Source organism: Burkholderia sp. S-53 (assembly GCF_025560745.1).
Lineage (GTDB): Bacteria > Pseudomonadota > Gammaproteobacteria > Burkholderiales > Burkholderiaceae > Burkholderia > Burkholderia pyrrocinia.
Genome location: NZ_CP090484.1, coordinates 2610456 through 2634467, shown reverse-complemented (window position 1 = coordinate 2634467; position 24012 = coordinate 2610456). Strand labels below are relative to the sequence as shown.

21 protein-coding genes and 1 tRNA gene are annotated in these 24012 nt (G+C 67.7%); 11 read left to right on the top strand and 11 right to left on the bottom strand.

All coding sequences use genetic code 11. The features are described 5' to 3' along the window. Window positions 1-41 precede the first annotated feature (41 nt). Genes LXM88_RS33990 through LXM88_RS33980 form a run of 3 tightly spaced genes read right to left on the bottom strand, consistent with a single transcriptional unit; the run spans window position 42 to window position 4956 of the window. Window positions 42-962: a peptidylprolyl isomerase gene (locus tag LXM88_RS33990; RefSeq protein ID WP_262543878.1), complete on the bottom strand. Its 921-nt coding sequence runs from the start codon at window positions 960-962 to the stop codon at window positions 42-44. Window positions 963-973: 11 nt separating this feature from the next. Further along, window positions 974-2800, bottom strand: a complete 1827-nt coding sequence (locus tag LXM88_RS33985; RefSeq protein ID WP_412524178.1) for a ShlB/FhaC/HecB family hemolysin secretion/activation protein — start codon at window positions 2798-2800, stop codon at window positions 974-976. Then, window positions 2800-4956 carry a filamentous hemagglutinin N-terminal domain-containing protein gene (locus tag LXM88_RS33980; protein WP_441301340.1) on the bottom strand — a complete coding sequence of 719 codons (2157 nt, stop codon included), beginning with the start codon at window positions 4954-4956 and terminating at the stop codon, window positions 2800-2802. Before LXM88_RS33980 ends, LXM88_RS33985 begins: the two co-directional genes overlap by 1 nt. A gap of 226 nt (window positions 4957-5182) precedes the next feature. Here LXM88_RS33980 and LXM88_RS33975 point away from each other — a divergent pair, with 226 nt between their 5' ends. Beyond that, complete coding sequence (locus LXM88_RS33975) at window positions 5183-5695, top strand: shikimate kinase (RefSeq protein ID WP_262543873.1); 513 nt, start codon at window positions 5183-5185, stop codon at window positions 5693-5695. Window positions 5696-5731: 36 nt separating this feature from the next. Here the strand turns inward: LXM88_RS33975 and LXM88_RS33970 are convergent, their stop codons facing one another. From LXM88_RS33970 to LXM88_RS33960, 3 genes are all read right to left on the bottom strand, one after another. Beyond that, complete coding sequence (locus LXM88_RS33970) at window positions 5732-6097, bottom strand: nuclear transport factor 2 family protein (protein ID WP_262543872.1); 366 nt, start codon at window positions 6095-6097, stop codon at window positions 5732-5734. Window positions 6098-6208: 111 nt separating this feature from the next. Next, window positions 6209-7519 (bottom strand): MFS transporter, encoded by a 1311-nt coding sequence (locus LXM88_RS33965; protein WP_262543870.1) that lies wholly within the window; start codon window positions 7517-7519, stop codon window positions 6209-6211. Window positions 7520-7731: 212 nt separating this feature from the next. Beyond that, complete coding sequence (locus LXM88_RS33960; RefSeq protein WP_262543868.1) at window positions 7732-8814, bottom strand: tartrate dehydrogenase; 1083 nt, start codon at window positions 8812-8814, stop codon at window positions 7732-7734. A 108-nt stretch (window positions 8815-8922) separates the two neighbouring features. Between LXM88_RS33960 and LXM88_RS33955 the strand changes: the two genes are divergently transcribed. Further along, window positions 8923-9843: a LysR substrate-binding domain-containing protein gene (locus tag LXM88_RS33955; protein ID WP_262543866.1), complete on the top strand. Its 921-nt coding sequence runs from the start codon at window positions 8923-8925 to the stop codon at window positions 9841-9843. A gap of 212 nt (window positions 9844-10055) precedes the next feature. Here the strand turns inward: LXM88_RS33955 and LXM88_RS33950 are convergent, their stop codons facing one another. The 3 genes from LXM88_RS33950 to LXM88_RS33940 all read right to left on the bottom strand — a co-directional run bounded on the left by LXM88_RS33950 (window position 10056) and on the right by LXM88_RS33940 (window position 12527). Beyond that, window positions 10056-11048 (bottom strand): LysR family transcriptional regulator, encoded by a 993-nt coding sequence (locus LXM88_RS33950; RefSeq protein ID WP_262543864.1) that lies wholly within the window; start codon window positions 11046-11048, stop codon window positions 10056-10058. A gap of 146 nt (window positions 11049-11194) precedes the next feature. Beyond that, the gene (locus LXM88_RS33945; RefSeq protein WP_262543863.1) at window positions 11195-11614 is read right to left on the bottom strand and encodes an ATP--cob(I)alamin adenosyltransferase; all 420 of its coding nucleotides are present in this window, start codon (window positions 11612-11614) and stop codon (window positions 11195-11197) included. Between the two features lie 112 nt (window positions 11615-11726). Continuing rightward, window positions 11727-12527, bottom strand: coding sequence for an AraC family transcriptional regulator (locus LXM88_RS33940; protein ID WP_262543861.1), 801 nt, complete (start codon window positions 12525-12527; stop codon window positions 11727-11729). 170 nt (window positions 12528-12697) lie between these two features. On the opposite strand from LXM88_RS33940, the gene LXM88_RS33935 reads away from it, so the two are divergent. From LXM88_RS33935 to LXM88_RS33925, 3 genes are all read left to right on the top strand, one after another. Beyond that, window positions 12698-13324, top strand: a complete 627-nt coding sequence (locus LXM88_RS33935; protein WP_262543860.1) for a LysE family translocator — start codon at window positions 12698-12700, stop codon at window positions 13322-13324. A gap of 13 nt (window positions 13325-13337) precedes the next feature. Next, entirely contained in the window at window positions 13338-14099 is a 762-nt protein-coding gene (locus tag LXM88_RS33930) for a class I SAM-dependent methyltransferase (protein ID WP_262543859.1), read from the top strand. A 97-nt stretch (window positions 14100-14196) separates the two neighbouring features. Next, the gene (locus tag LXM88_RS33925) at window positions 14197-14784 is read left to right on the top strand and encodes a nuclear transport factor 2 family protein (protein ID WP_262543858.1); all 588 of its coding nucleotides are present in this window, start codon (window positions 14197-14199) and stop codon (window positions 14782-14784) included. Between the two features lie 52 nt (window positions 14785-14836). Here LXM88_RS33925 and rtcR read toward each other — a convergent pair whose 3' ends face one another. After that, complete coding sequence (rtcR, locus tag LXM88_RS33920) at window positions 14837-16456, bottom strand: RNA repair transcriptional activator RtcR (protein ID WP_262543857.1); 1620 nt, start codon at window positions 16454-16456, stop codon at window positions 14837-14839. 337 nt (window positions 16457-16793) lie between these two features. On the opposite strand from rtcR, the gene LXM88_RS33915 reads away from it, so the two are divergent. The 5 genes from LXM88_RS33915 (at window position 16794) to LXM88_RS33895 (ending at window position 21832) form a co-directional block, all read left to right on the top strand. Next, window positions 16794-16866, top strand: a tRNA-OTHER gene (locus LXM88_RS33915). Between the two features lie 258 nt (window positions 16867-17124). Then, complete coding sequence (locus LXM88_RS33910) at window positions 17125-18264, top strand: slipin family protein (RefSeq protein ID WP_262543855.1); 1140 nt, start codon at window positions 17125-17127, stop codon at window positions 18262-18264. A gap of 66 nt (window positions 18265-18330) precedes the next feature. Beyond that, window positions 18331-19554: an RtcB family protein gene (locus LXM88_RS33905; RefSeq protein ID WP_318654697.1), complete on the top strand. Its 1224-nt coding sequence runs from the start codon at window positions 18331-18333 to the stop codon at window positions 19552-19554. A 55-nt stretch (window positions 19555-19609) separates the two neighbouring features. Beyond that, the gene (locus tag LXM88_RS33900) at window positions 19610-20425 is read left to right on the top strand and encodes a nucleotidyltransferase domain-containing protein (protein WP_262543854.1); all 816 of its coding nucleotides are present in this window, start codon (window positions 19610-19612) and stop codon (window positions 20423-20425) included. 258 nt (window positions 20426-20683) lie between these two features. Then, window positions 20684-21832 carry a DUF1176 domain-containing protein gene (locus LXM88_RS33895; protein ID WP_262543852.1) on the top strand — a complete coding sequence of 383 codons (1149 nt, stop codon included), beginning with the start codon at window positions 20684-20686 and terminating at the stop codon, window positions 21830-21832. Between the two features lie 76 nt (window positions 21833-21908). On the opposite strand, the gene LXM88_RS33890 is transcribed toward LXM88_RS33895, so the two are convergent. Continuing rightward, window positions 21909-22577 (bottom strand): O-methyltransferase, encoded by a 669-nt coding sequence (locus LXM88_RS33890; RefSeq protein ID WP_262543851.1) that lies wholly within the window; start codon window positions 22575-22577, stop codon window positions 21909-21911. A gap of 133 nt (window positions 22578-22710) precedes the next feature. On the opposite strand from LXM88_RS33890, the gene LXM88_RS33885 reads away from it, so the two are divergent. Continuing rightward, on the top strand, window positions 22711-24006 hold the full coding sequence (locus LXM88_RS33885) for an O-acetylhomoserine aminocarboxypropyltransferase/cysteine synthase family protein (RefSeq protein WP_262543850.1): 1296 nt from the start codon (window positions 22711-22713) through the stop codon (window positions 24004-24006). The last annotated feature ends 6 nt before the right edge of the window (window positions 24007-24012 follow it).

The window sequence follows — 24012 nt, the reverse complement described above, 5'->3', positions numbered from 1 at the left end:
CGCCGGGTCGATGCCCGGCGCTGCTGCCTGCTACTTGCTGCCTACTGCTGAATCCGCGCGTTGCGGATCAGATCCACGACCACCTGCGCGGTCGCCTTCTCCATCGCGACCTGCTCGAGTTGCTGTCGCAGCGTGTCCTTCGCCTGATCGAACGTCGGCACCTGCGTCGGCCGCTTGTCGTCGGCGCGCACGATCCAGTACGCGTCGCCGATCTGCACGGGTTCACGCGTCAGGCCGCCCTGCGGCAGCTTCACGAGCGCCTCGGCGAGCGGCTGCGGCCAGTTCTGCGTGCGGCCCGCTTCGATCGGCGTCTTGAACGAGATCCAGTTCAGCGCACCGCCTTGTGCTGCCGCCGGCCCCTTGCTGAACTGCCGGGCAAGCCCGCCGAAGTCCTCGCCCTTCTTCAGCCGCGCGATGATCTGCTTTGCGGTGTCCGCGTCGTTGACCGCGATCACGCTCGGCTTGTATTCGTTCTCGCCAAGCGTCGCGACAACCGCGTCGTAGCGTGCCTTGACGTCCGCGTCCGTGACCGCCGCCGGCTTGACCTGATCGCGCAGGTACGCCTGCGTCATCGCGAGCGCCTTCGCCTGCTCGACCGCGGCAACGACCTGCGGCTTCGTGTCGTAGTGCTGCTTGAGCGCCGCCTGGCGAAACAGCTCGCGCGCAATCAGCTGGTTCTTCAGCGCCGCGCGCAACGCGGGCGTATCGGGCGAGTTCGACTGGCGTACGGCTTCGTCGATCTGCGCTTGCGCGATCGGCACGCCGTTCACGCTCGCCACCGCGTCGGCAGGGATCGCGGCGGTCGCGGCGGCGGGCTTCTTCGCCGCCTTGTTCAGCGCGAACGCATGCGGTGCCACGGCGCTACAAAGCGCCGTCGCGGCGAGCGCGACGGCGATTTTGCGGATGCGCGCCGACAGGTTCGATTGCATCGCGATCTCGCGACCGTTCGACAGGCGATTCATGAGGTTCTCCATCAGTCCGTCCAGTTGAGTGTTGCCAGCAGCACGGTGGCCTTCTTGCCGAGTGCGGCCGGTTGCGCGAGCGCCTGCCCGACCAGCACTTCGGCCGACACGGTCCCGCTTTTCAGGCGCCATTGCGCGCGCGTGCCGACGCCCGTGCCCACGAGCGTCGGCCAGCCGCCCTGCGCATTCAGATGGGTCTTGCCGCCGTCCAGAAACACGTACGGTTCGATGCGTGCGTCATGCCATGCGGGCACGTTCTGCCATGCGAGCTCGTTGCGTGCGAACATGCCGCTGTCGCCCGCGATCCCGCCTTCGGTGAACCCGCGGACCGAGCCCATGCCGCCGAGAAAAATCTGCTCGTTGCCGAACAGCGCGACGCGGCTGTACTGCGCGCGCAGCGTGCCGCGATAGGCCCACGCGGAACCGGCAAAATTGCCGAGCGTGAACTGCAGCGTGCCGGTCGCGTCGAGCTTCGTGAACTGGCTGTGCGCGTCGTCGATGCCGATCTCCGATGCGTCGTGGCTGGCCGCGAGCCACGGCAGCCCCTGCGCTACGCCGACGTCCCAGGTCGCGGCCGCGCCCTGCCCACGCATGACGAACCGGGACAACCCGTTCAGCGCGACGCGCAGCACCGTCAGGTTCTGCGGCGACAGCGGGATGCCGTTGACGTCGCGCTCCGTGCGCAGCTTGTTGAGCGTCACGTCGACGCTCAGGCGCCCGCGCGGCGAGCGCACGAGCACGTCGTTCCAGCCGAGCATCTGGCTGAACGTGCGCCCCGCGAGCAGCGCGACGTCGCCGATCGCCTGCTGGTACTCGGACATCGACGCCGTGTAGCTGAAGGTCTGATACCCGTAAGGCACCGCCGCGGAAAACACGAGCGCGTTCGTGTCCGTCGTCCCGACGTAGCTGAACGACAGCGACTCTTGCAGCCCGATCACGTTGTCGGCTTCGACGCCGGCCCGATAGCGCGTGGTGCCGGTCTGCGAGCTGCCGTAGTTGTCGATGCCGAAGTCGTAATGAAGACGGTCGCCGGAGCGGTTCGAAATCGCGACGATCGAATCGCCCGGCGCTTCGCCCGGCAGGATCCGGATCTCGGCCTGATTGCGCCGCAACCGGTTGATCTGATCGACGCCCTGCTCCAGATCGGGCAGGCGCAGCACGTCGCCCGGCGTGCTGGCGAATGCCCACGCCGTGCCGGCTTCGGTCAGCAGCCCGCCGCCGCGCACCTCGTACCACTTCTCGTCCGGGTCGCGCGGCCTCAGCGGCTTGCCGTTCAGCGTCAACGCAGCCACGCGACCGGGGACGAGATTGATCTTCAGCGTGCCGGACGCGAGATTCTGCGGCCCGAGATACGCACGCGTCGTGATGTAGCCGCGCGAGATGAACGCTTCGGTCAGCCGGCGCAGCAGCAGGTTGATCCGGTTGCGCCCGAGTTGCTTGCCGATGAACGGCGCCGCGATACGGTCCAGTTCGGGCTGCCCGAGGATCGTGTCGCCGGTGAATTCGATCCGCTCGATCAGGAACGTCGGCGCGACGTCCGGCAGCGTGTCGACGTCGGCGCCCGGCGGCAGGTCGGGCATCGCCGGCTGCTCGGGCAACGCGATCTGCGCGGGCGGCTGCGCGATCTCGTCGCGGCGCTGCCGGTCGCGCTGCTCCTGGAGCAGACGCTGCGCGGGGTCCTGTTCCGCACGCGGAACCGCGACCCCGGGCGGAAGCGCGCCGAGGCCCGGCAGCGGGCCGGCCGGCGGCGCACCCGCGAGCTGTGCATGCGCGCAAGGCGACGCCGCGCCGCTCATCAGCGCAACCGCTGCGGCCGCGCGGAGCGGCATACGGACCATCACAGACCGAACCACGATACGAGGCCCATGTGGTTGCCGTTGCCGACCGTCACGAGATCGCGATGCGGCGGCCGAATCGTCACGACGCCGCCGGCGGCCAGGACACCCTCCGGCGCGCTGTACGCGCCGCCGTCGATGTCGGCCTCGCCGGTCACGCGCACCTTGCCGGTTCCGCCGGTGAAGAGTCCGCCGGTGTCGGTCGCATAGATGGCCGCCCAGCGATTCCCGAACCACGCCTTCAGGTCGTGGTTGCGGTTGATCACGGTGTAGCCGGGCACCCCCTGCGCGAGCGTTCTCGGCGCATCGAGCGTCAATGCGCCGAGCGCCCGCACCGTTCCACCGGTGTTCGTGATCTGCGTACCGGCTTTCAGCAGGATGTCGGCCTTGGCTTCGATCATGCCGCCGAACGCCTGCACGCTCGACGACGCGCTCGCGCGGCAGAACACGAAGCACGAGCGCCGGAACGATGCCTGGCCCGTGAAGATCGCTTGCGTCAGGATGTTGTCGCGCGCGGCGATGTCGATCGCGCCACCGTTCGACAGGATCGATCCGCCGATATTCGTCACGTTCGCGGCGCGCACGGTCACGTTCCCCGCGTCGGCCGTGATGTAGGCGAGTTTCGATGCGTCGGCCAGTGCGCCGTAGTCGACGCTGAAGCCGTCGCTGCGATGCCGGAAGAACAGGAAGCGGCTGCCCTGTTCGGAGAATCCGACCACCGCGCCGTTCTGCACGCCGGTGTTGTGGTCGACGATGTTCTGCAGATCGCCGCCCGCGTCGATGCTGACGTTCTGGTTCGACAGGATCCGCGCATTCTGATTGACGATATCGGCGCCCGCGGTCAGCGACACGTCGCCGTGCACGCCGAACAGGATGCCGATCCGCGTCTGCGGCAGCGACTGGTTCAGAATGCGGCCGGCCGCGTTCAGCGTCACCGCGCCCGCCGAATCGGCATCCGCGTCGATCGCGGCCTGCCCCTGCACGAGCGAACCGACATTCACGATGTCTGCCGTGCTCTTGAGCACCACGCCGCTTTGCGACGATGCGACGGTCGAGCCCGTCAACGCATCGTCGGGGTTCAGTGCGATCCCCGCACCGCTCAGCTTCACGCTGCCGGATGCCAGCAGGCTGCTGCCGGTCAACGCGATTGCGTCGGCGGCGGACAGATTGGCGTGGCCACCGTTCGCCTTCATTTCGGTGTCCGTCAGCGTGATGCCGCCCTGCGCGGTCACGTCGAAGTCGCGCGCGACGACGACCTTGGCATGGGACATCTCGACGTTGCCGTTCGACGCCAGCGTGAAGTCACCGAGCGACGCGTTCATCGCGCCGGCGCTGCGCACGCCCGGTCCGCGATCCGTGACGATCAGCTGCACGCGCCCGCTCGTCACGCTGCCCGCAGCGGTGATGTCGATCGCATAGGACGATCCGGTGTCCGGGTTCGTCGTCGCGGTACGCGCGAGCCAGTCGTTGGCGTTGTCGGTCGGCGACAGCCCCGTGTTCAGCTCGACCCGGCTGCGGCCGGCCAGCAGGCGCACGCCGGCCGTCGACGACGAAAACGTGTTGTCGATCGCGCCGTCCACGATGATGTTCTTCGCGATCAGATCCAGCCCGATCAGCGCGCCGGCCAGGCCGCCCGGACCGACGACGATCGTGCCGGTCGACGTATCGAGCACGACGTTGCGCTGAATCACGCCGGGCGCGATCTGCAGATCGTTGAAGGTCACGTTGCCGGTGGACAGCGCGACGTGCCCCGTATTGACGAATGAGCCGCCGTTGACCGTGATGCCGTTCGGATTGGCCAGCACGACGTTCGCACGCGGCCCCGCCACGGCGATCTCGCCTTCGATCAGGCTCCGGTTCGTGCTCGTCACCTGGTTGACGATCGTGCGCGCGTTGATGCCGACGTTGTTCAGCGTGGCGCCGGTGGCCGTCACGTTGAACGACGAATACGTGTTGCTCGATACGCCGGCGACCGCCGGTGCAAGATTGACGAGCTGCCGGCCGTTCGGCGCAATCGACACGCTCGTGGGCGTGCCGCCGTCCGGGACGATCCCTGCGGCGGCGGCGCAATGCGGCAGCAGTCCTGCTGCGGCAAGGCAAAGGCAGAGCACGCGCCGGCCCCCGATGCCTGCGCGCCCCATCGAATCGGTGCATCCCATTCTGATCCTGCGCACGGCTTCGCCGGCCGTGCGCCCTCGGTTGTCTGGTCGTGTGGTTGTACTGCTTTAGTAATACTTTTATGAGCTACCGAGGAAGGGTAACGGCGACGCCGCGACTTTCTTTAGGGTGCTTTATCGAATAATTTCTCCAATCGCTTCGCCGCCGACATTACAAATCCATTTCACGCCGAGGCACAATGCAGGCGTTCCGATCGAGCACGCCATCATGATTTCTGCAGCGAACCCACCTCTCACCGTCATCCACCTGAACGGTCCGATCAACAGCGGCAAGACGACGATCGGTCGCGCCCTCGCACGCGCGCTGCCCGATGCGCGCTTCATCGACGGCGACGATCACGATGCGCCCGAAGACGCACCGTTCGATGTGCAGTGGGCGATCGCACTGGAGCGTCTCGCCACGCAAATCACGCAGGCGCGCGAACGTCATCTCGTGATCGCCTATCCGATCGGCGACGCGGAATTCGACCGGCTGCGCGCCGCCTGCGACGCACGCGCTGCGCGCCTGTTCGTCGTCACGCTCGCGCCGCCCGAAGCGGTCGCGGCTTCGAATCGCGGCACGCGCGCACTGACGGACTGGGAGCGGCAACGTATCGCCGAGATGTATCGGGAAGGGTATTCGGCGCGCGCGTTCAGCGATTGCGTGATCGATACGTCGAAGGCGTCGGCCGATGCGTGTGCGCGAGATATTGTGCAAAGCGTCCACGCATCAAACGCATAGCGGCGAGGCCCTGGCGAACGATTCACTGCCGCCGCCTCACGCCGCGTAGTGGGCGAATGCCTCGTTCACGCGATCGCCGGCACCGAAGTGGAACACCTCGACCGCGCCGCGTCCATTTGCGCCGCGATAGTGAATGGCGACGCTAGCCACGCCCGCCAGCACCGAAATGAACTCGAAACGTAGGTCCGGAATGAGTTGCAGCGCCTTCGCCCAGTACGCGCGCACCGCATCCTTGCCGCGCAGGCATCCGCTCGGCTCGCCCGCGATCCGCACGATCATCGGCGAATGCATGACGAAGGCATCATCGTAGTGCGACAGGATGCGGTCGAGATCGTGCGCGTTCCAGGCGTCGATCCATTCCCGCGCAAAGTGCTGCGCGAATGCGTCGGTGATCGGTTCCATCCGGCTTGTCGTCTCCGTATCGGGGCGCGGCGTGAATGCCGGCCCGTGCGCTCGAGTGTATCAGCGGCCGCGCGGCTCCCGTGCACTCGCCACGTCCAGAATGCCCCGCCGTCAATGATGCTGCTGCGCCCCCGGCACGACCTGCTCCCTCGCGCCCTTCCGGCTCAGCATCAGTGTGACGATCGCCGACACCGCAAGCGTACCGGCCACGACGTAAAGCCCCGCCGCATACCCACCCGTCGCATGCTTCAGCCAGCCGATCGCGAACGGCCCGACGAAGCCGCCGAGATTGCCGATCGAGTTGATCATCGCGATCCCGGCGGCCGCGCCGGCACCCGACAGGAACGCGCTCGGCATCGCCCACAGCGGCGCCTTCGCGGCGCTGATCCCGATATTGACGACGACCAGCGCGAGCACGGTCAAGAGCGCGGTGCTCGCCTGCCCCGCGAACACGAAGCCGATGCACGCGAGCACGCACGGAATCACCACGTGCCACGTGCGCTCGCCGGTGCGATCCGAATGCCGCGCCCACACGATCATCGCGACGACGGCGGCGACGCTCGGGATGCCGGTCAGCAAGCCCGTCTGCAGCGCGGTGAAGCCGAACTGCTTGACCATCAGCGGCGCCCACAGCCCGAGCGTGTACAGCCCGGCCGACGTGCCGAAGTAGATCAGCGCGAGCGCCAGCACGCGCGGATCGCGCAGCGCCTGCCACGCGCCGGCCGTATGCCCGGCATGCGTGTGGCGCACGTCCGCTTCGGCCTTCAGCTTCGCGATCAGCCAGTCGCGCTCGTCCGGCTGCAGCCATGCGGCCTTCGACGGCGAGTCGGTCAGGCACTTCAGCACGACGAAGCCGAGCACGACCGCCGGCAGCGCCTCGACGATGTACAGCATCTGCCAGTCGGCGAGCCCGAACATCGGCGGCATCTGCATGATCGCGCCGGACAGCGGCGAGCCGATCGCGGTCGAGATCGGCGCGGCCGCCATGAACCACGCGGCGGCCACCGCGCGCTGCTTCGCGGGGAACCACAGGCTGAGGTACAGGATGATGCCGGGGAAGAACCCGGCTTCGGCGACGCCGAGCAGGAAGCGCAGCACGTAGAAGCTCGTCGGCCCGGCCGCGAACGCGGATACGGCCGACACGAGGCCCCACGTGATCATCACGCGCGCGATCCAGATGCGCGCGCCGACACGATGGAGAATCAGGTTGGACGGCACTTCGAACAGGAAGTAGCCGATGAAGAACAGGCCGCCGCCGAACCCGAACGCGGTCGGCGACAGGCCGATCGCGTTGTTCATCGTCATCGCGGCAAAACCGACGTTGACGCGATCGAGAAAGCTGACGAAGTAAAGCAGCATCACGAACGGAATGATGCGCCACATCAGTTTCCGCGCGACGCGGGTTTCCAGATCCGTTTGCATGTGTCTCCTCCTTCGAGGTCGAGCCGTGCTCTGTCTGTGAGTACTCGCCGGCGCCGCGACGAAGCGCGCGGGCCGGCACCCGGCTCGCATCGGACGCGCGAGTCGCGGGCATGAAAAACCGGTAGGACGACGAACGGGCAGCGGCAGGCTACCGGTTGCGTACACGCGCCGCCGCTACATCGCGGCGCATACGCACAGCGCCGCCTCGATCGTCAGGCCGCGACCGCCGCGTTCGCGACGCGCTCGCAGACGGCCGCCGTCACCTGCACGGTCGTCGCGCTGCCGCCGAGGTCGCGCGTATGCAGCGACGGGTCGGCCGTCACGGCCTCGATCGCCTGCATCACGCGCGCGGCGGCTTCCGTTTCGCCGAGATGCTCGAGCAGCATCACGACCGACCAGAACGTGCCGACCGGATTCGCGAGACCCTTGCCCATGATGTCGAACGCGGAGCCGTGGATCGGCTCGAACATCGACGGATAACGGCGTTCGGGATCGATGTTGCCGGTCGGCGCGATACCGAGGCTGCCGGCCAGCGCGGCGGCGAGATCGCTGAGGATGTCCGCGTGCAGGTTGGTCGCGACGATCGTGTCGAGCGACGCCGGCCGGTTGACCATGCGCGCGGTCGCCGCGTCGACGAGCTCCTTGTCCCACGTGACGTCGGGGAATTCCTGTGCGATCTGCTTCGCGATCTCGTCCCACATCACCATCGCGTGCCGCTGCGCGTTGCTCTTCGTGATCACGGTCAGCAGCTTGCGCGGACGCGACTGCGCGAGCCGGAACGCGTAGCGCATGATGCGTTCGACGCCGGCGCGCGTGAGGATCGACACGTCGGTCGCGGCCTCGATCGGATGGCCCTGGTGCACGCGGCCGCCGACGCCCGCGTATTCGCCTTCGGAGTTCTCGCGGACGATGACCCAGTTCAGGTCGTCCGGCCCGCAGCGCTTCAGCGGCGCATCGATGCCGGGCAGGATGCGCGTCGGGCGCACGTTCGCGTACTGGTCGAAGCCCTGGCAGATCTTCAGGCGCAGCCCCCACAGCGTCACGTGGTCGGGCACGTCGGGGTCGCCCGCCGAGCCGAACAGGATCGCGTCCTTGCCACGCAGCGCGTCGAGGCCGTCGGCCGGCATCATCGCGCCGTGCTGGCGGTAGTAGTCGGCGCCCCAGTCGAAATCCTCGAACTCGAACGCGAAACGGTCGCTGCCGCGGGCCAGCGCTTCCAGCACCTGTTTGCCGGCCGGCACCACTTCCTTGCCGATGCCGTCGCCGGGAATCGTTGCGATACGGTAGGTCTTCATGCGGACATCCTCGATTGATCGTGAGCGTGAACGCACTTTACCGAACCGGGAGTGCAGGAACCGGTGCTAGACTCAAAGCATCTTTAACTTCAATTCACGAATCCCGTCATGGCGGAAACCGTCCAGCCGGCCGATCTCGGCTTCTTCTCGACGCTGGCCGCGTCGGGCAGCCTGAGCGCGGCCGCGCGCGAACTCGGGCTGACCGCGGCGGCCGTCAGCAAGCGGCTCACGCAGATGGAGCGGCGCGCGGGCGTGACGCTCGTCAACCGCACGACGCGGCGGATGATGCTGACGCCCGAGGGCGACGTGTATCTCGACTACGCGCGCCGGATCCTCGACCAGATGGACGAACTCGGCGAGCTGCTCGGCAGCGCGAAGCAGCGCCCGAAGGGGCTGCTGCGCGTGAACGCGACGCTCGGTTTCGGGCGCAGCCATGTCGGCCCCGCGATCTCGCGCTTCGTCGCGCGCTATCCGGAGGTGTCGGTGCAGTTGCAGTTGTCGGTGATGCCGCCGCCGCTCACCGACGACGCGTTCGATGTCTGCATCCGCTTCGGCGAGCCGCCCGACACGCGCGTCGTCGCGCGGCGGCTCGCGCCGAACCGCCGGCTGCTGTGCGCGGCGCCCGCGTATCTCGCGCGGCACGGCACGCCCGGCACGCCGCATGACCTGACGCGGCACAACTGCATCGACATCCGGCAAGGCGACGAAGGTTACGGGATCTGGCGCCTGACCAGCGGGCGCGGCGCGGCACGCGACACGGAAGCCGTGCGGATCAACGGCAACCTGACGACGAACGACGGCGAGATTGCCGTGAAGTGGGCGCTCGACGGGCACGGGATCCTGATGCGCGCGGAATGGGATCTGCGCGACTATCTCGCCGACGGCCGCCTGGTGGTCGTGCTGCCCGACCACGAAACACCGAGCGCCGACATCTATGCCGTGTACGCGCAGCGGCACCAGATGTCCGCGCGAATTCGCGCGTTCGTGGATTTTCTGGCGGACGAGTTGGGACGGTTGAGGGCGGTGTAGGGAAAACCGTGCGAAGCCTGGTTCGCCTGGGCGGACATCAAAAAGAAAATATTCTGGCGAAACATGCGCAAGAATCGCCAGAATATTTACATCTTCCGGCACCGGACCTCACCCCGCGACGCGACTCGCGCTGCCAGCCCGCGAGCAGGAGCGCATGGCCGGCGCGTTCGATCTCGCGAACGATTGACTGCCCTTCGTTCAACACCCGTCGTTCACGCCATCGCCACCTGACTGCCCTCTCGATCTTTCATCTCGACGGCTTCCGGCACCGGCTGTCGCGCCATGCGCCCCGCGACGACCACACCTTCCAGATCCTGCGCAAACCGCTCGGCGATCCAGTCGACGAACGCGCGCACGCCGGGCGACACATGCGGGCGCTTCACGTAGACGGCCGACACGGCGATCGCGTCGGGCCGCCAGCACGGCAGCACTTCCCGCAATCGTCCCGCGTCGATCAGCGGCTGCGCGGCGACGCGCGGCGGCTGGATCAGCCCGAGACCGTGCACGCCGCACGCGAGGTACGCGTGCTCGTCGTCCACGCTGACGATACCGTCGAGCCGCACCTTGCGTCCCGCACCATCCACCATGAAATCGAGTTCGGCCGTGCGCTGACCGGAAACGGACGATCCGCATACCGCGCGATGCGCGGCGAGATCGTCGAGCGTGCGCGGAACACCGTGGCGGTCGAGATACGCCGGGCTCGCGCACGTCACGCGCTCGAGCATGCCGAGCCTGCGCGCGACGAGCGACGAATCGGGCAGCTCGCCGAGCCGGATGCTGCAGTCGACCGCATCGCCGACCATGTCGGCCGCGCGCCCGGACACGCCGAGCATCAGCAAGAGATCGGGATGCCGTGCATGAAATTCGCCGAGCGCGGGCAACACGATCGCGCCCGCCACCGCCCCCGGCAACTCGACGCGCAACGGCCCGCTCGGATGCAGCGCGGCGCCGCGAATGCTGGCTTCGAGCTCGTCGACGTCCGCCGTGATGCGCAGGCAGCGCCGGTAATACGCGTCGCCTTCGGGCGTCGCACGCAGCGCCCGCGTCGTGCGCACCAGCAGCGGCATGCCGAGCGCCGCTTCGAGGTCCTGCACGGTCCGCGTCGCGGTCGCGCGCGAAATGCCGAGCGTCTGCGCCGCGCGCGTAAAGCTGTTCATTTCAACGATGCGCGTGAAGATGCGCATCGCGCGGATCGGATTGTCCACCGGACACCCCTGCGTGGTTGCTACATGCCGCGGCGCGCATTCGCGCACCGTGCATGCGTGTCGATGTCGAGGAAAGCCGCGCCGCCGGCGCGGCGGCCGGTTCAGCCGGTTCAGCCGGTTCAGCCGGTTCAGCCGGTTCAGCCGGTTCAGCCGTTCGCCGCCGCGGCGCCGCGCGCCGGTTCGTCGAGCAGCCGTTGCGCCAGCGCGAGCGCATCGTCGCGGCTCGCCGCGGCGTTCAACGGATAGCCCCAGACTTTCTCGAACGCACCCGAGAACGCGTTGAGCGCCACGCGCCGCGCCGCGTCGGGCTCGATCGCGATCATCGCGGGGATCCATTCGCGCGACTGCACGCGGTTGGCCTTGCTCCACTTCGCGAGCTGCTTGCGCATTTCGTGATCGCCGGCGCCGCGATCGTCGCCGGACGGCGCGTCGTCGGTCAGCAGAACGAAACGTTCGCGACGCGCCAGCAACGCGTCGAGTTCGGCGAGCAGGTGGGCGGGGTCGGTGTGCGTCGAGCCGCTGTAACGCAACCAGACAAACGGGAATTCAGTCGTGACGATCTGCATGTCGGCCTCCAGATGAGAACGATTCTCATTTTATGGATCGAGGCCAACCGCGTCATTTTTCATCCCGGCCAACCGCTTTTTCATTCCGGCCAAACGTGCGTGCGCCGGCCGTTCAGCGTTGCCGGTCGGTCAGGAATTGCGTCGGCGACTTGCCGGTCGCCTTGCGGAACATCGTCACGAAACTGCTCGCGCTCTCGTAGCCGAGATCGAGCGCGATCTGGTGCACGCGGCGGCCGGTCGTCAGCATCCGCAGCGACAGCGCGACGTGCAGCCGCCGGCGCCAGTCGCCGAGGCTCATTCCGAGCTCCTTCGTCGCGAGCCGCGTCAGGCTGCGCTCGCTGACGCCCGCGCGCCGCGCGAGTTCGGGCAGCGACGACTTGTCGGCCGGATCGTCGAGCAGATGGTCGATCAGCTTGCGCAGCCGGCGGTCGGCCGGCATCGGCAGGTACAGATCCTCGACCGGCGCCGCGACGAGTTCGTCGAGCAGCGTCGCCATCAGCCGCCCTTGCGGGCCGTCGACGTCGTACAGGTTCGGGAAGCTCGCCGCCTTCAGCAGCAGCTCGCGCAGCAGCGGCGACGTCGACAGCGTGCAGCAGCGCGCGGGCAACGCCAGCGCGGCATCGGGTTCGACCAGCACCGCATAGAAGGTCGCGCCGGCCGAGCCGCGCGCCGCATGCGGAACGTCGCCCGGAATCCACACCGTGCATTGCGGCGGTGCGCTCCACACGCCGCCGTCGATCTCGCAATAGATGACGCCGCTCAGCGTGTAGAGCAGTTGCGCCTGGCGATGGCTGTGCCGCTCGAGCCGCCACTCGGGCTCGACGACCGAGCCGCCGAACACGACGAGCGGACGCGGCACGTGATAGACGTCGGCGTGCGCTGCGGGATCGGTGGTCGGTAGAAGCTTGCGCATGAAACGGTAAGCGGTGGAGGATGCCGGGCACCGTGCCCGCGCGTCGTTTCGTGCTTATACCAGAAAGGCGGCGGCGCAGCCGGGCGGTTCGCGGGCGCGTCTGCGGCCGCGCGCCGAACCGAATACAATGCGCCGATCCCCCGCCGCTGCGCCAACCTGCCGGAGCCGCCATGTTCGACCTGACCACGCTGACCACCTTCACGGCCGTCGTCCTGGGCCTGTTCCTGATCCCCGGCCCCGCCGTGCTGCTCGTGCTGAGCCGCACCGTGCAGGGCGGCCGCAAGACCGGCATCCTGACCGGCCTCGGCGTCGCGAGCGGCGACTTCGTGCATACGCTGTTCGCGGCGGTCGGGCTGTCCGCACTGCTGATGACGTCGGCGCTCGCATTCAACGTCGTGAAGCTGGTCGGCGCCGCGTACCTGATCTATCTCGGCGTGCGTGCGCTGCTCGACAAACCGTCCGATCCGTCGCTGCCGGCGGTGTCGCCCGTCACACCGCTCAAGGCGTACCTGCAGGCGATTCCCGCCGAAGTGCTGAATCCGAAGACCGCGCTGTTCTTCCTCGCGTTCATGCCGCAATTCGTGCACCCGGAACGCGGCTCGACGTTCGTGCAGTTCGCGGTGCTCGGGCTGATCTTCGTCGTGCTCAGCTCGCTTTATACGACGCTGATCGCATGCTCGATCCGCCCGCTCGGCCGCCTCGTGAAGCGGCTCACGTGGCTCACGCGCTGGCAGGGGAAGATCATCGGCTCGATCTTCATCGCGCTCGGGCTGCGGGTGGCCGTGCAACAGCGCTGATGCGCGCGGCCGCATGACGTCCGGCACGGCGCCCGCCGGCGAAGCCCTCTACACCGACCCGCGCCTCGTCGCGGTCTACGACCTGTTCAACGCGGGCGATCGCGATTTCGCGTTCTACGCATCCGTGATCGGCGCCGCGCGGCAACGCATTCTCGATCTCGGTTGCGGCACCGGCACGTTCGCGCGCCGGCTCGCGGCGGCCGGACACGACGTCGTCGCAATCGATCCCGCGCCGGCGATGATCGATTACGCACGACGCCAGCCGGGCGCCGACGCGGTACGCTGGATCGCCTGCGATCTCGACGGCCTGCCGCCCGGCGCGCCGTTCGATGCGGTCGTGATGACCGGGCACGCATTCCAGTGCCTGCTGACCGACGACGCAATCGACGCGACGTTGCGCGGCACGCGGCGCGTGCTCGCCGACGGCGGCCGTTTCCTGTTCGAGACCCGCAACCCGTGCGTCGCGCCGTGGCGTGCATGGACACCGGAGCATTCGGCACGCAGCGTCGAATCGCGCGAATCCGGCATCGTCGACCTCCATCATGCGGTGCGCGCGGTAAACGACGGGATCGTGACGTTCGACACGTATTACCGTTTCCGCCGCGACGACATGTTGCTGAAGAACACGAGCCGGCTGCGCTTCGTCGCGCAACCCGAATTGCAGGCCCGCGTGGCGGCCGCCGGATTCTCGTCGGCCGACTGGTGCGGCGACTGGCAACGCGCACCGTTCGACGCTGCCACCAGCGCGGAGATCATCGCGATCTGCCGCGCGTGAGTGCGCGTTCGATTACGTCAGCCCGCACCAAGCAGCGTGTCCACCGCATACGCAGCCGGAGCGTGCGGCCCGATAACCCGATACTGGAGACTCGACCATGCCCTTCCCGCTTCATCCCGCGCAGGTTCGCGCGCTGCTCGAATGCTATCTGCGCGCGAAGGACCTGAACCGGCCCGCGTCGATCGCCGACTGCTTCGCGGCCGATGCCGAGCTGAGCTTCTCGCTCGCGAACGACGACATCGATTTTCCGCCGCGCGTGACGGGCGCGGCGGCCATTGCGCGCACGCTGGTCGAGGAATTCGGCGAGCGGTTCGAACGGTGCCGGACCTATTACGTCTGCACGGAACCGGCAGTCGACGAACACGGCGTCAGCGCAATGCCGTGGCTCGTCGTGATGCGGCAGAAGGACAACGGCGCGCTGCGGATCGGGCACGGCACGTATCGCTGGCAGTTCGCGCGCGATGGCGACGGCGTTGCATGGATAACCGCGCTGCACATTCATATTGCACGGATGGATACGATCGACGACCGGCAGTCGGTGAAACTCGATGCGCTGCACGCGGCGTTCGGGTATCCGTGGCTGCCGGCGCAGGCGTTTGCGCGCGGGCTGGCGGATGTGGCGGCGGCGCAGCCGGATTGGGCGTTCCTCGCGCCGTTCCGGGAGGCGGCAGCGGCAGCGGCGTGACCGAACCCGCCCGCGTGATTGCGGGGCCATTCGGCTCCGCGCACCGCCGCGCTCACCGCGCCACTTCGAGCGCCTGCCGCACTCCCTCCCAATCGAGCCCGAACCGCGCGAGATACTTGCGCAGCCGATCCGCATCGTTCGGCTGCTTCTTGTTCTGCCGCGACACCGCGAACAGCGTGCGCCCGGCTTCCGACAGGCTCGCCGACACGCGGCACACGTCGAGCACGCGTTCGAGCTGCGCGCGGTCGAACAGGTCGAGTTCCGCCGCACGCGCACCGAACACCGCATCGACCCACGTATCGGACGCCCCCGTGCCACCCGGCGACGACCACGTGCGCGTCAGCCGCTCGACCTCCTGCTCGGCCAGGTCCTCGGTGATCCGTCCCGCATCGGCAAGCGTCGCCATCCGCGTGACCGACGCCGACAGCTCGCGAAAGTTTCCTGCCCACGCCGCGCGCGGCGACGCTGCAAACGCGAGATAACGCCGCTTCGCCTCGACGTTGAAACGCACCTGCTCGCCCTGCTCGCGGCCGAAACGGTCGAGCTCGAATTCGAGGTTCGGCTCGATGTCCTCGCGGCGTTCGGCGAGCCCCGGCAATTCGTATGTCCACAGATTGATCCGCGCATAGAGATCCTCGCGGAACGTGCCGGCCGCCACCATCTGCCGCAGGTCGCGGTGCGTGCCCGCGATCAGCTCGAAATCGCTGGCCACCTCGACATCCGCGCCGACCGGCAGGAAGCGCTTCTCCTCGATCGCCTTCAGCAGCATCGCCTGTTCGTCGAGCCCGAGTTCGCCGATCTCGTCGAGAAACAGCAGGCCGCCGTCCGCCGCGCGCAGCAGCCCAGCACGCGCCGACTGCGCACCCGTGAACGCGCCCTTCACGTGGCCGAACAGCGTCGACATCGCCGCGTCGCCGCGCAGCGTCGCGCAGTTGATCTCGATGAACGGCCCCGCGAGCCGATGGCGGCCGCGCTTCAGCTCGTACACGCGTTTTGCAAGAAACGACTTGCCGGCGCCCGTCGGCCCGACGAGCAGCATCGGCGCGCGCGAACGCACGGCCACGCGCTCCAGTTGCTCGATCAGCGCATTGAAGCGCGCGTTGCGCGTCGCGATGCCGGCCTTCAGGAACGACACCGTTTCGTCGCGCTCGCGCGTGAAACGTTGCGCGATCCGGTTGTAACGCGACAGGTCGAGATCGATCACCGACAACGTACCCGGCCCGCTCGGCCCCTCGTCGGTCCGCTGCGGCGGCCCCGTCTGCACGAGGCGCGCGGGCAGGTAGCGCGCTTCCGCCAGCAGGAACCAGCAGATCTGCGCGACGTGCGTGCCGGTCGTGATGTGGATCAGGTAATCCTCGTGTTCCAGGTCGAACGGATAGGCACGCGCGTAGTCGTGCAGCGTCGCGTAGACCTCCTCGAAATCCCACGGATCGTGGATCGTCAGCGGCGTGAGCCGCACGTCGGTGTGCGGCGACAGGTGCGCGAGATCGTCCCGCACCTGGTTGGCGAGGCGCGTGTAGCTCGGCGGATGCAGCAGCTCGAGGCGGTCGATCGGCAGGTCGGGCTGCTCGCACAGCGAGATCGTCGGCCGCCATTTGCGGTAGCGGCGCGGCGCGCGGCCGCCCTGGTCGAGCACGGTGCCGAGAAAACCGATTGCGACTGTCTTTCGCATGTTTATCTCATCGGATAAGAAGCGATCCGATTGTATCGGATTTTGTCGATCCGTCCGTAGAGACAAGGCCGACGCAAATCAACACGTCGCAATAAATTCCCCTTTACTTTCAACGAGCTAGAAATTTCTTCGAGCACTGAAGCCCTCGCTGGCACGCTCCTCGCTCAATAGAAAGCGCCGGATGTCCCGCTGGCCCGCGAGCCAGGGTTCACAAAGCCCTGCTGGTGCGCCGCCGCCGAACCTCGTTCGTCGCGGCAGCGCATGCCGCCATGGACAGATGAAGGCAAAGGGGCGCGCGAGGCATGCCACGTCCGGGTTCGAATCCTGGGGCGCCCACCGTTCGGTAGCTCATTTGGGTAGAGCAGCCTGTGAAAGCAGGTGTGTAGCGGGTTCGAATCCCGCTCGAACACTGTCCGCAAGGGCAGTTTATTGATGAAGGCAGTACCCGCCGGTGCGGGCCGCGAGGCCCGCCGCGCGTCGGACCGGTCACGGTTCCGCGCGATCGGCCAGGCGGCCGGACGGCCGGCGCGAACGCGCACGACGAAGCGATGCAGGATGCGTCGCCGTGCAGCGCCCGCGCCGGCCCCCGCGCCACCCGCCCGATTGCGTCGCACCGCGATCCGCACGATGCGCGTCACCCGGCGGTCATTGAAGAAAAGGACAAGAATATGTGGAAGCGTCATGTAGTGAAAAAGAACGAACGCGCGCTGCTGATGAGCGAGGGCGATTTCGTGAAGGTGCTGGAACCGGGCGTGTTCAAGGCCTTCGACCCGTTCAAGCGCCTGTCGGTGCAGACCGCGCGTCTCGACGCGCCGCTCGCCGACGAAGCGCTGGCCGACTACCTGCGTCACGACGCGCAGGATGTGCTCGCGCACTATTTCGTCGCGATGGATCTCGCCGACGACGAAGCGGGCCTGCGCTATGAAGACGACGTGCTCGTCGAGATCCTGGCGCCGGGCACGCGCCGGCTGTACTGGCGCGGCCCGATCGCGCACCGTCTCGAACGCGTCGATCTCGCGCAGCACAGCATGCTGCCGGCCGCCCTCGTGAAGCGCATCGTGCAACCGGCGCTGCGTGCGCGCGGCGTGGCGGGCCTGACGGGCGTGCTGCTGGCGCAGGTGCCGGCGTATCACGTCGGCGTGCTGAAGATCGACGGCAAGATCGAACGGCTGCTGGACGCGGGCGTGTCGGCGTTCTGGCGCTTCAACCGCGACGTCGCGGTCGAACTCGTCGACCTGCGCGTGCAGGCGCTCGAAGTCGGCGGACAGGAAATCCTGACGCGCGACAAGGTCGCGCTGCGGCTGAACCTGTCGGCGACGTGGTGCTATGCGGACGTGCTGCATGCGTTCGGCCAGTTGCAGAAGCCGGTCGAACACCTGTATCGCGAGCTGCAGTTCGCACTGCGTGCGGCCGTCGGTACGCGCTCGCTCGACGAGCTGCTGGAAGACAAGCAGTCGATCGACGACGTCGTGATCGCGCAGGTGCGTGCGCGCCTCGAAAATTCGGGCGTGGACGTGCGCAGCGTCGGCGTGAAGGATATCGTGCTGCCGGGCGACATGAAGACGATCCTCGCGCAGGTGGTCGAAGCCGAAAAAGCCGCGCAGGCGAACGTGATTCGCCGTCGCGAGGAAACGGCGGCGACGCGTTCGCTGCTGAACACCGCGAAGGTGATGGAAGAAAACCCGACCGCGCTGCGGCTCAAGGAGCTGGAAACGCTCGAACGCGTCGCGGAACGGATCGACCGCATCTCGGTGTTCGGCGGTCTCGACCAGGTGCTGAACGGACTCGTCAGCATCAAGAGCGCTTAAGGCTCGAAACGAACGGCGCGGTGCATGTGCACCGCGCCGCACGAATGAACGAATCAGGTGAAGCAGATGAGCAACATGGATTATCAGGTGATGGAACTGGCGAACGGCAAGCCGGTGAAGATGTGGACGCAAGGCGTCGCCGTCGAGGACGAAGCGCGCGCGCAACTGCGCAACACCGCGCAGATGCCGTTCATCTTCCGCCACGTCGCGGTGATGCCGGACGTCCACCTCGGCAAGGGCTCGACGATCGGCAGCGTGATTCCGACGAAGGGCGCGATCATTCCGGCCGCGGTCGGCGTCGATATCGGCTGCGGGATGATGGCCGCGCGCACGACACTGACGGCGGCCGACCTGCCGGACTCGCTCGCCGGGCTGCGCAGCGCGATCGAACGCGCGGTGCCGCACGGCCGCGCGCCGGGCCGCCGCGATCCGGGCGCGTGGGGCGATCGCACGCCGGCCGCCGTGACCGAATCGTGGAAATCGCTGCTGCCGGGGTTCCAGCGGATCGTCGACAAGTATCCGAAGCTGGAAAAGACCAACCACTACGCGCATCTCGGCACGCTCGGCACCGGCAATCACTTCATCGAAGTGTGCGTCGATGAAGCGGACCACGTGTGGTTCATGCTGCACAGCGGCTCGCGCGGCGTCGGCAACGCGATCGGCAGCCTGTTCATCGAACTCGCGCAGGCCGACATGCGGCAGCACATCGCGAACCTGCCAGACCGCAACCTCGCGTATTTCACCGAGGGCAGCCGGCACTTCGACGATTACGTCGAAGCGGTCGGCTGGGCGCAGGACTACGCGCGGCGCAACCGGCAGGCAATGATGGACGCGGTGATCGGCGCGGCGCGCGGCGTGATCGCCAAGCCGTTCGCGGTCGACGAGCACGCGGTGAACTGCCACCACAACTACGTGCAGCGCGAACGCCACTTCGGCGAAGACGTGCTCGTGACGCGCAAGGGCGCGGTGTCCGCGCAGAAGGGGCAGCTCGGGATCATTCCGGGCTCGATGGGAGCGAAGAGCTTCATCGTGCGCGGGCTCGGCAACCCGGAAAGCTTTTGCTCGTGCAGCCACGGCGCGGGCCGGACGATGAGCCGCACCGAAGCGAAGCGCCGCTTCACGGCCGACGACCAGGCGAGGGCGACGCAAGGCGTCGAATGCCGGAAGGACGCGGGCGTGGTCGACGAAATCCCGATGGCCTACAAGGACATCGATGCGGTGATGGCGGCCCAGCGCAGCCTCGTCGAAGTGGTGCATACGCTGCGCCAGGTGGTGTGCGTGAAAGGATAGCGCGGCGCGCGGCTGATGGCCGGCGGCCGCGCACAACGAAAGGGAAACAACAAGAATGAAAACGGAAAAGGCAATGACAACCGTGCGCAGCGCACATCCGGTCGACCCGGCCGTGCGTGCGCGCGTGATGGCAGAACTCGCGGAAGTCGAGCGCCGCCACGACGTGAGCGTGCTGTTCGCATGCGAATCGGGCAGCCGCGGCTGGGGTTTCGCATCGCCGGATAGCGATTACGACGTGCGCTTCGTGTACGTGCACCGGCGCGACTGGTACCTGAGTGTCGAACCGCAGCGCGACGTGATCGAGCGGCCGCTCGACGACGAACTCGACGTAAGCGGCTGGGAGCTGCGCAAGGCGCTGCAACTGCTGCGCCGGTCGAACCCGACGCTGCTCGAATGGCTCGACTCGCCTGTCGTGTATCGCGAAGACGCGCGTTGGGCGCCACGGCTCAGGTCGCTGGCGTCGGCGTTCTTTTCGCCGGTGCGCGGGCGCCATCATTACCTCGCGATGGCGAAGAAGAACTTTCGCGGCTACCTGCAAGGCGATACGGTGCGTTACAAGAAGTACCTGTACGTGCTGCGGCCGCTGCTCGCGGTGCGCTGGATCGACATGGGGCTCGGCATGCCGCCGATGCGCTTCGCGGCGCTCGTCGAAGGCACCGTGCACGAGCCGGCAGTGCGCGCGGAACTCGATGCGTTGCTCGAATTGAAGATGAGCGCGAGCGAAAGCGAATACGGGCCGCGCCGGCCCGCGATCCACGCGCTCGTCGAGACGATGCTCGCCGATGCCGAACACGATCGCGAATACAAGCGACCGTGGGGCGACGTGGCGATGCTCGACACGTTCCTGCGCGACGTGGTCGACGGTCGGTGAAAGACGAACGGCGCGATGCCTGCGGGCATCGCGCCGTTTTCGCATCTGCATGTGCCCGGCCGCTGCCGGTGAGCAATGTGCGTGCCCGCACACTACGCGCCGTCGCGCCGAACGCAGCCCGTTGCAGCGGTATACTTGGCGTCATTCGGCAACGCGCGCCGCGTCATGCGCCACTGCACTCGACGTGCACCGCGTGCTGACGATGCGCTTGCAGTCCGACGTCTTCCGCCCGTCCATTCACAGCCGATACGAACCGTCATGTCGCACCGCCTTTCGCTCGCCCTCGCCGCCCTCCTCGCCGCTTCCCCGCTCGCCGCGCAGGCTCGCCCGCTCGCGCGGCCGCCGGTCGAGCGCGACTTCAAGAGCTGGTCGGTCGTCTGCGACAACGGCAATCGCTGCATTGCCGAAAGCCACGCCGACGATATCGACGATGCACGCGCCAACCTCATCCTGCGCGTGACGCGCGATGCCGGCCCCGACGCGCAACCGTCGCTCGACATCTTCGCGTCGGCGCCGCTGGATCTGCGCACGGCACGCGTCGACGGCCGCCCGTTCGACGCGATGCCGGCCCAATGGCATGCGCTCGGCGACAAGCCGGACAATAACGATGCGCGCCCGTTCCGGATCCGGACGAGCGATCCGGCAACGGTTGCCGCGTGGCTCGCCGCGTCGCGCAATGCGCAGGTGCTGAGCTTCGGCGATCCGGCGTCGGCACAAACAACTCGCACGCCTCTGTCGGGATTGAATGCCGCGCTGCTGCTGATCGACGACACGCAGGGTCGCGTCGGCACGGTCACGGCGCTGCTGCGCCCCGGCACCCGGCCGGCGTCGTCGGTGCCGCCCGCGCCGGCATTGCCGCCCGCCGTCGTTCCGGCGCCGCCCGTCGCGAACCTGTCGGCCGCCGAACAGCGCCCGCTCGTCGATGCCGTGCTCGCGAAATTCGGCGCCGACGTGAAGCAATGCGCCGCCGATGTCGAAGACGAAATGTCGGCCGGCGATCGCAGGAAGACGTCGCGCGCCGTGGCGATCTCGGCCGACGACGCGCTCGTCGCGATCCCGTGCCAGACCAGCAGCATGTATAACCATACCGACCTGTGGTACCGCGTGCGACGCACGGCGCCGTATGCGCCGACGGCGATGAACTTCGGCGAGAACGCGAACGCGGGCCTCGATTCGGCGTCGTTCGCAAACGAACTGACCGAGGCCGGCTACGATTCCGCCAGCGCGATGCTGTCGAGCAAGGTCCGCTTGCGCAGTGCCGGCGATTGCGGCTCGACCGCGTCGTGGATCTTCGACGGCCGGCGCTTCCTGCTCGCCGACATCGCGACACATGGCACCTGCAACGGCCTGTTCCAGGATCAATGGCCGCGCCTGTATCGACGGGCCGACGCGTCGGGAAACCGCTGACGCGCGTGGCACGCCAATTTCGGATGCCGCCAGAAACTAGCGCACGGCGCGCCCGCACACGCGCGCCGCCATCACGTCACTCGCCGACGATCGAAATCGAGAAGCCGTCCCAGCCCTTCTGCCCGACCGTCTGCACGGCCGTCGTCGTGAGCTTCGGCTCGGCCGCGAGACGCGCGAACCCGTCGCGCACGCCGACCACATCGGGCTCGCGATTGTCCGGATCGGCCACGCGCCCGCCGCGCACGACGTTGTCGACGACGATCACCGTGCCGGGCCGCGACAGCTTCAGCGCCGCGTCGAGATAGACCGGGTTGTTGTCCTTGTCCGCATCGATGAAGATGAAATCGAACGGCGCCTCGCCCGCATCGACGAGCCGCGCGAGGCTGTCCTTCGCGCTGCCGACGATCACCGACACGACCTCCGCGAACCCGGCGCGCGCGATGTTCCGCGTCGCGACCTTCGCATGCTCGGGGCTCAGTTCGAGCGTCACGAGCGTGCCGCCCGGCGGCAACGCGCGCGCGAGCCAGATCGTGCTGTAGCCGCCGAGCGTGCCGACCTCGAGGATGCGCCGCGCGCCGCGGATCGTCGCGAGCAGCTGCAGCAGCTTGCCCTGGTTCGGCGCGACGTTGATCGCGGGCAGCCCGGCCGCGTCGCTGGCCGCCAGCGCGGCATCGAGCGCATCGTCGGACGGCACGAGCGTCGCGGAAAAATACGCATCTACCCGGTTCCACCGATCCTGATCCATTGCGCACCCCTTGTCTGCGGAAACAGGCATTCTATGCGCGGCGTCCCCATAAGCAACACACCATTCGTTCTAAGGACAGCAGCACACGTGCTCCTATAATCCGTCGACCATCACAACAACAGACGGAGCACCCATGACCGATCAGGCTTCTTCGAACTGGCGCCTCGAAACCATCGCCGTGCACGGCGGTTATCGTCCCGACCCGACCACGCGCGCGGTCGCCGTGCCGATCTACCAGACCGTTGCGTACGCATTCGACGACACGCAGCACGGCGCCGACCTGTTCGACCTGAAGGTCCAGGGCAACATCTACACGCGGATCATGAACCCGACGACGGACGTGCTCGAGCAGCGGATCGCCGCGCTCGAGGGCGGCATCGGCGCGCTCGCGCTCGCGTCGGGGCAATCCGCCGTCACGTATGCGATCCAGACGATCGCCGAAGCCGGCGACAACATCGTGTCCGCGAGTTCGCTGTACGGCGGCACCTACAACCTGTTCGCGCATACGCTGCCGCAATACGGGATCACGACGCGCTTCGCCGATCCGCGCGACCCCGCGTCGTTCGAACCGCTGATCGACGCGCGCACGAAGGCGATCTTCGCGGAATCGGTCGGCAACCCGCTCGGCAACGTCACCGACATCGCTGCGCTCGCGGAAGTCGCGCATCGCCACGGCATCCCGCTGATCGTCGACAACACGGTGCCGTCGCCGTACCTGCTGCGTCCGTTCGAGCACGGTGCGGACATCGTCGTGCACTCGCTGACGAAGTATCTCGGCGGGCACGGCACGAGCCTCGGCGGCGCGATCGTCGATTCGGGCAAGTTCCCGTGGGCCGAGCACGCGGACCGCTTCAAGCGGCTGAACGAGCCCGACGTCAGCTATCACGGCGTCGTCTATACGCAGGCGTTCGGGCCGGCCGCGTATATCGGCCGCGCACGCGTGGTGCCGCTGCGCAACATGGGCGCGGCGATCTCGCCGTTCAACGCATTCCAGATCCTGCAGGGCATCGAAACGCTCGCGCTGCGCGTCGAACGGATCAGCGACAACGCACTGAAGATCGCGCAGCATCTCGCGCGCCACGAGCAGGTCGAGTGGGTGAACTATGCGGGGCTGCCCGATCACCCCGACCATGCGCTCGTCGCACGCTACCTGTCGGGCCGCGCGCCGGGCATCCTGACGTTCGGCGTGAAGGGCGGCCGCGACGGCGGCGCGAAGTTCCAGGACGCGCTGAAGCTGTTCACGCGGCTCGTCAACATCGGCGATACCAAGTCGCTCGCGACGCACCCGGCATCGACGACGCACCGGCAACTGTCGCCGGCCGAGCTCGCGAAGGCCGGCGTGAAGGAGGAAACGGTGCGGCTGTCGATCGGCATCGAGCATATCGACGACCTGCTCGCCGATCTCGACCAGGCGCTCGCGCAGCTTTGACCGGAA

Bases quoted from the DNA above. Each gene is read 5' to 3' on its own strand.
- LXM88_RS33960 (WP_262543868.1), bottom strand. From the start codon at position 8,814: ATGAAGACCTACCGTATCGCAACGATTCCCGGCGACGGCATCGGCAAG.
- LXM88_RS33910 (WP_262543855.1), top strand. From the start codon at position 17,125: ATGTGGAAGCGTCATGTAGTGAAAAAGAACGAACGCGCGCTGCTGATG.
- LXM88_RS33955 (WP_262543866.1), top strand. From the start codon at position 8,923: ATGGCGGAAACCGTCCAGCCGGCCGATCTCGGCTTCTTCTCGACGCTG.
- LXM88_RS33970 (WP_262543872.1), bottom strand. From the start codon at position 6,097: ATGGAACCGATCACCGACGCATTCGCGCAGCACTTTGCGCGGGAATGG.
- LXM88_RS33985 (WP_412524178.1), bottom strand. From the start codon at position 2,800: ATGGTCCGTATGCCGCTCCGCGCGGCCGCAGCGGTTGCGCTGATGAGC.
- LXM88_RS33990 (WP_262543878.1), bottom strand. From the start codon at position 962: ATGAATCGCCTGTCGAACGGTCGCGAGATCGCGATGCAATCGAACCTG.
- LXM88_RS33945 (WP_262543863.1), bottom strand. From the start codon at position 11,614: ATGCAGATCGTCACGACTGAATTCCCGTTTGTCTGGTTGCGTTACAGC.
- LXM88_RS33895 (WP_262543852.1), top strand. From the start codon at position 20,684: ATGTCGCACCGCCTTTCGCTCGCCCTCGCCGCCCTCCTCGCCGCTTCC.
- rtcR (WP_262543857.1), bottom strand. From the start codon at position 16,456: ATGCGAAAGACAGTCGCAATCGGTTTTCTCGGCACCGTGCTCGACCAG.
- LXM88_RS33925 (WP_262543858.1), top strand. From the start codon at position 14,197: ATGCCCTTCCCGCTTCATCCCGCGCAGGTTCGCGCGCTGCTCGAATGC.
- LXM88_RS33885 (WP_262543850.1), top strand. From the start codon at position 22,711: ATGACCGATCAGGCTTCTTCGAACTGGCGCCTCGAAACCATCGCCGTG.
- LXM88_RS33930 (WP_262543859.1), top strand. From the start codon at position 13,338: ATGACGTCCGGCACGGCGCCCGCCGGCGAAGCCCTCTACACCGACCCG.
- LXM88_RS33975 (WP_262543873.1), top strand. From the start codon at position 5,183: ATGATTTCTGCAGCGAACCCACCTCTCACCGTCATCCACCTGAACGGT.
- LXM88_RS33980 (WP_441301340.1), bottom strand. From the start codon at position 4,956: ATGGGATGCACCGATTCGATGGGGCGCGCAGGCATCGGGGGCCGGCGC.
- LXM88_RS33890 (WP_262543851.1), bottom strand. From the start codon at position 22,577: ATGGATCAGGATCGGTGGAACCGGGTAGATGCGTATTTTTCCGCGACG.
- LXM88_RS33900 (WP_262543854.1), top strand. From the start codon at position 19,610: ATGAAAACGGAAAAGGCAATGACAACCGTGCGCAGCGCACATCCGGTC.
- LXM88_RS33965 (WP_262543870.1), bottom strand. From the start codon at position 7,519: ATGCAAACGGATCTGGAAACCCGCGTCGCGCGGAAACTGATGTGGCGC.
- LXM88_RS33905 (WP_318654697.1), top strand. From the start codon at position 18,331: ATGAGCAACATGGATTATCAGGTGATGGAACTGGCGAACGGCAAGCCG.
- LXM88_RS33935 (WP_262543860.1), top strand. From the start codon at position 12,698: ATGTTCGACCTGACCACGCTGACCACCTTCACGGCCGTCGTCCTGGGC.
- LXM88_RS33940 (WP_262543861.1), bottom strand. From the start codon at position 12,527: ATGCGCAAGCTTCTACCGACCACCGATCCCGCAGCGCACGCCGACGTC.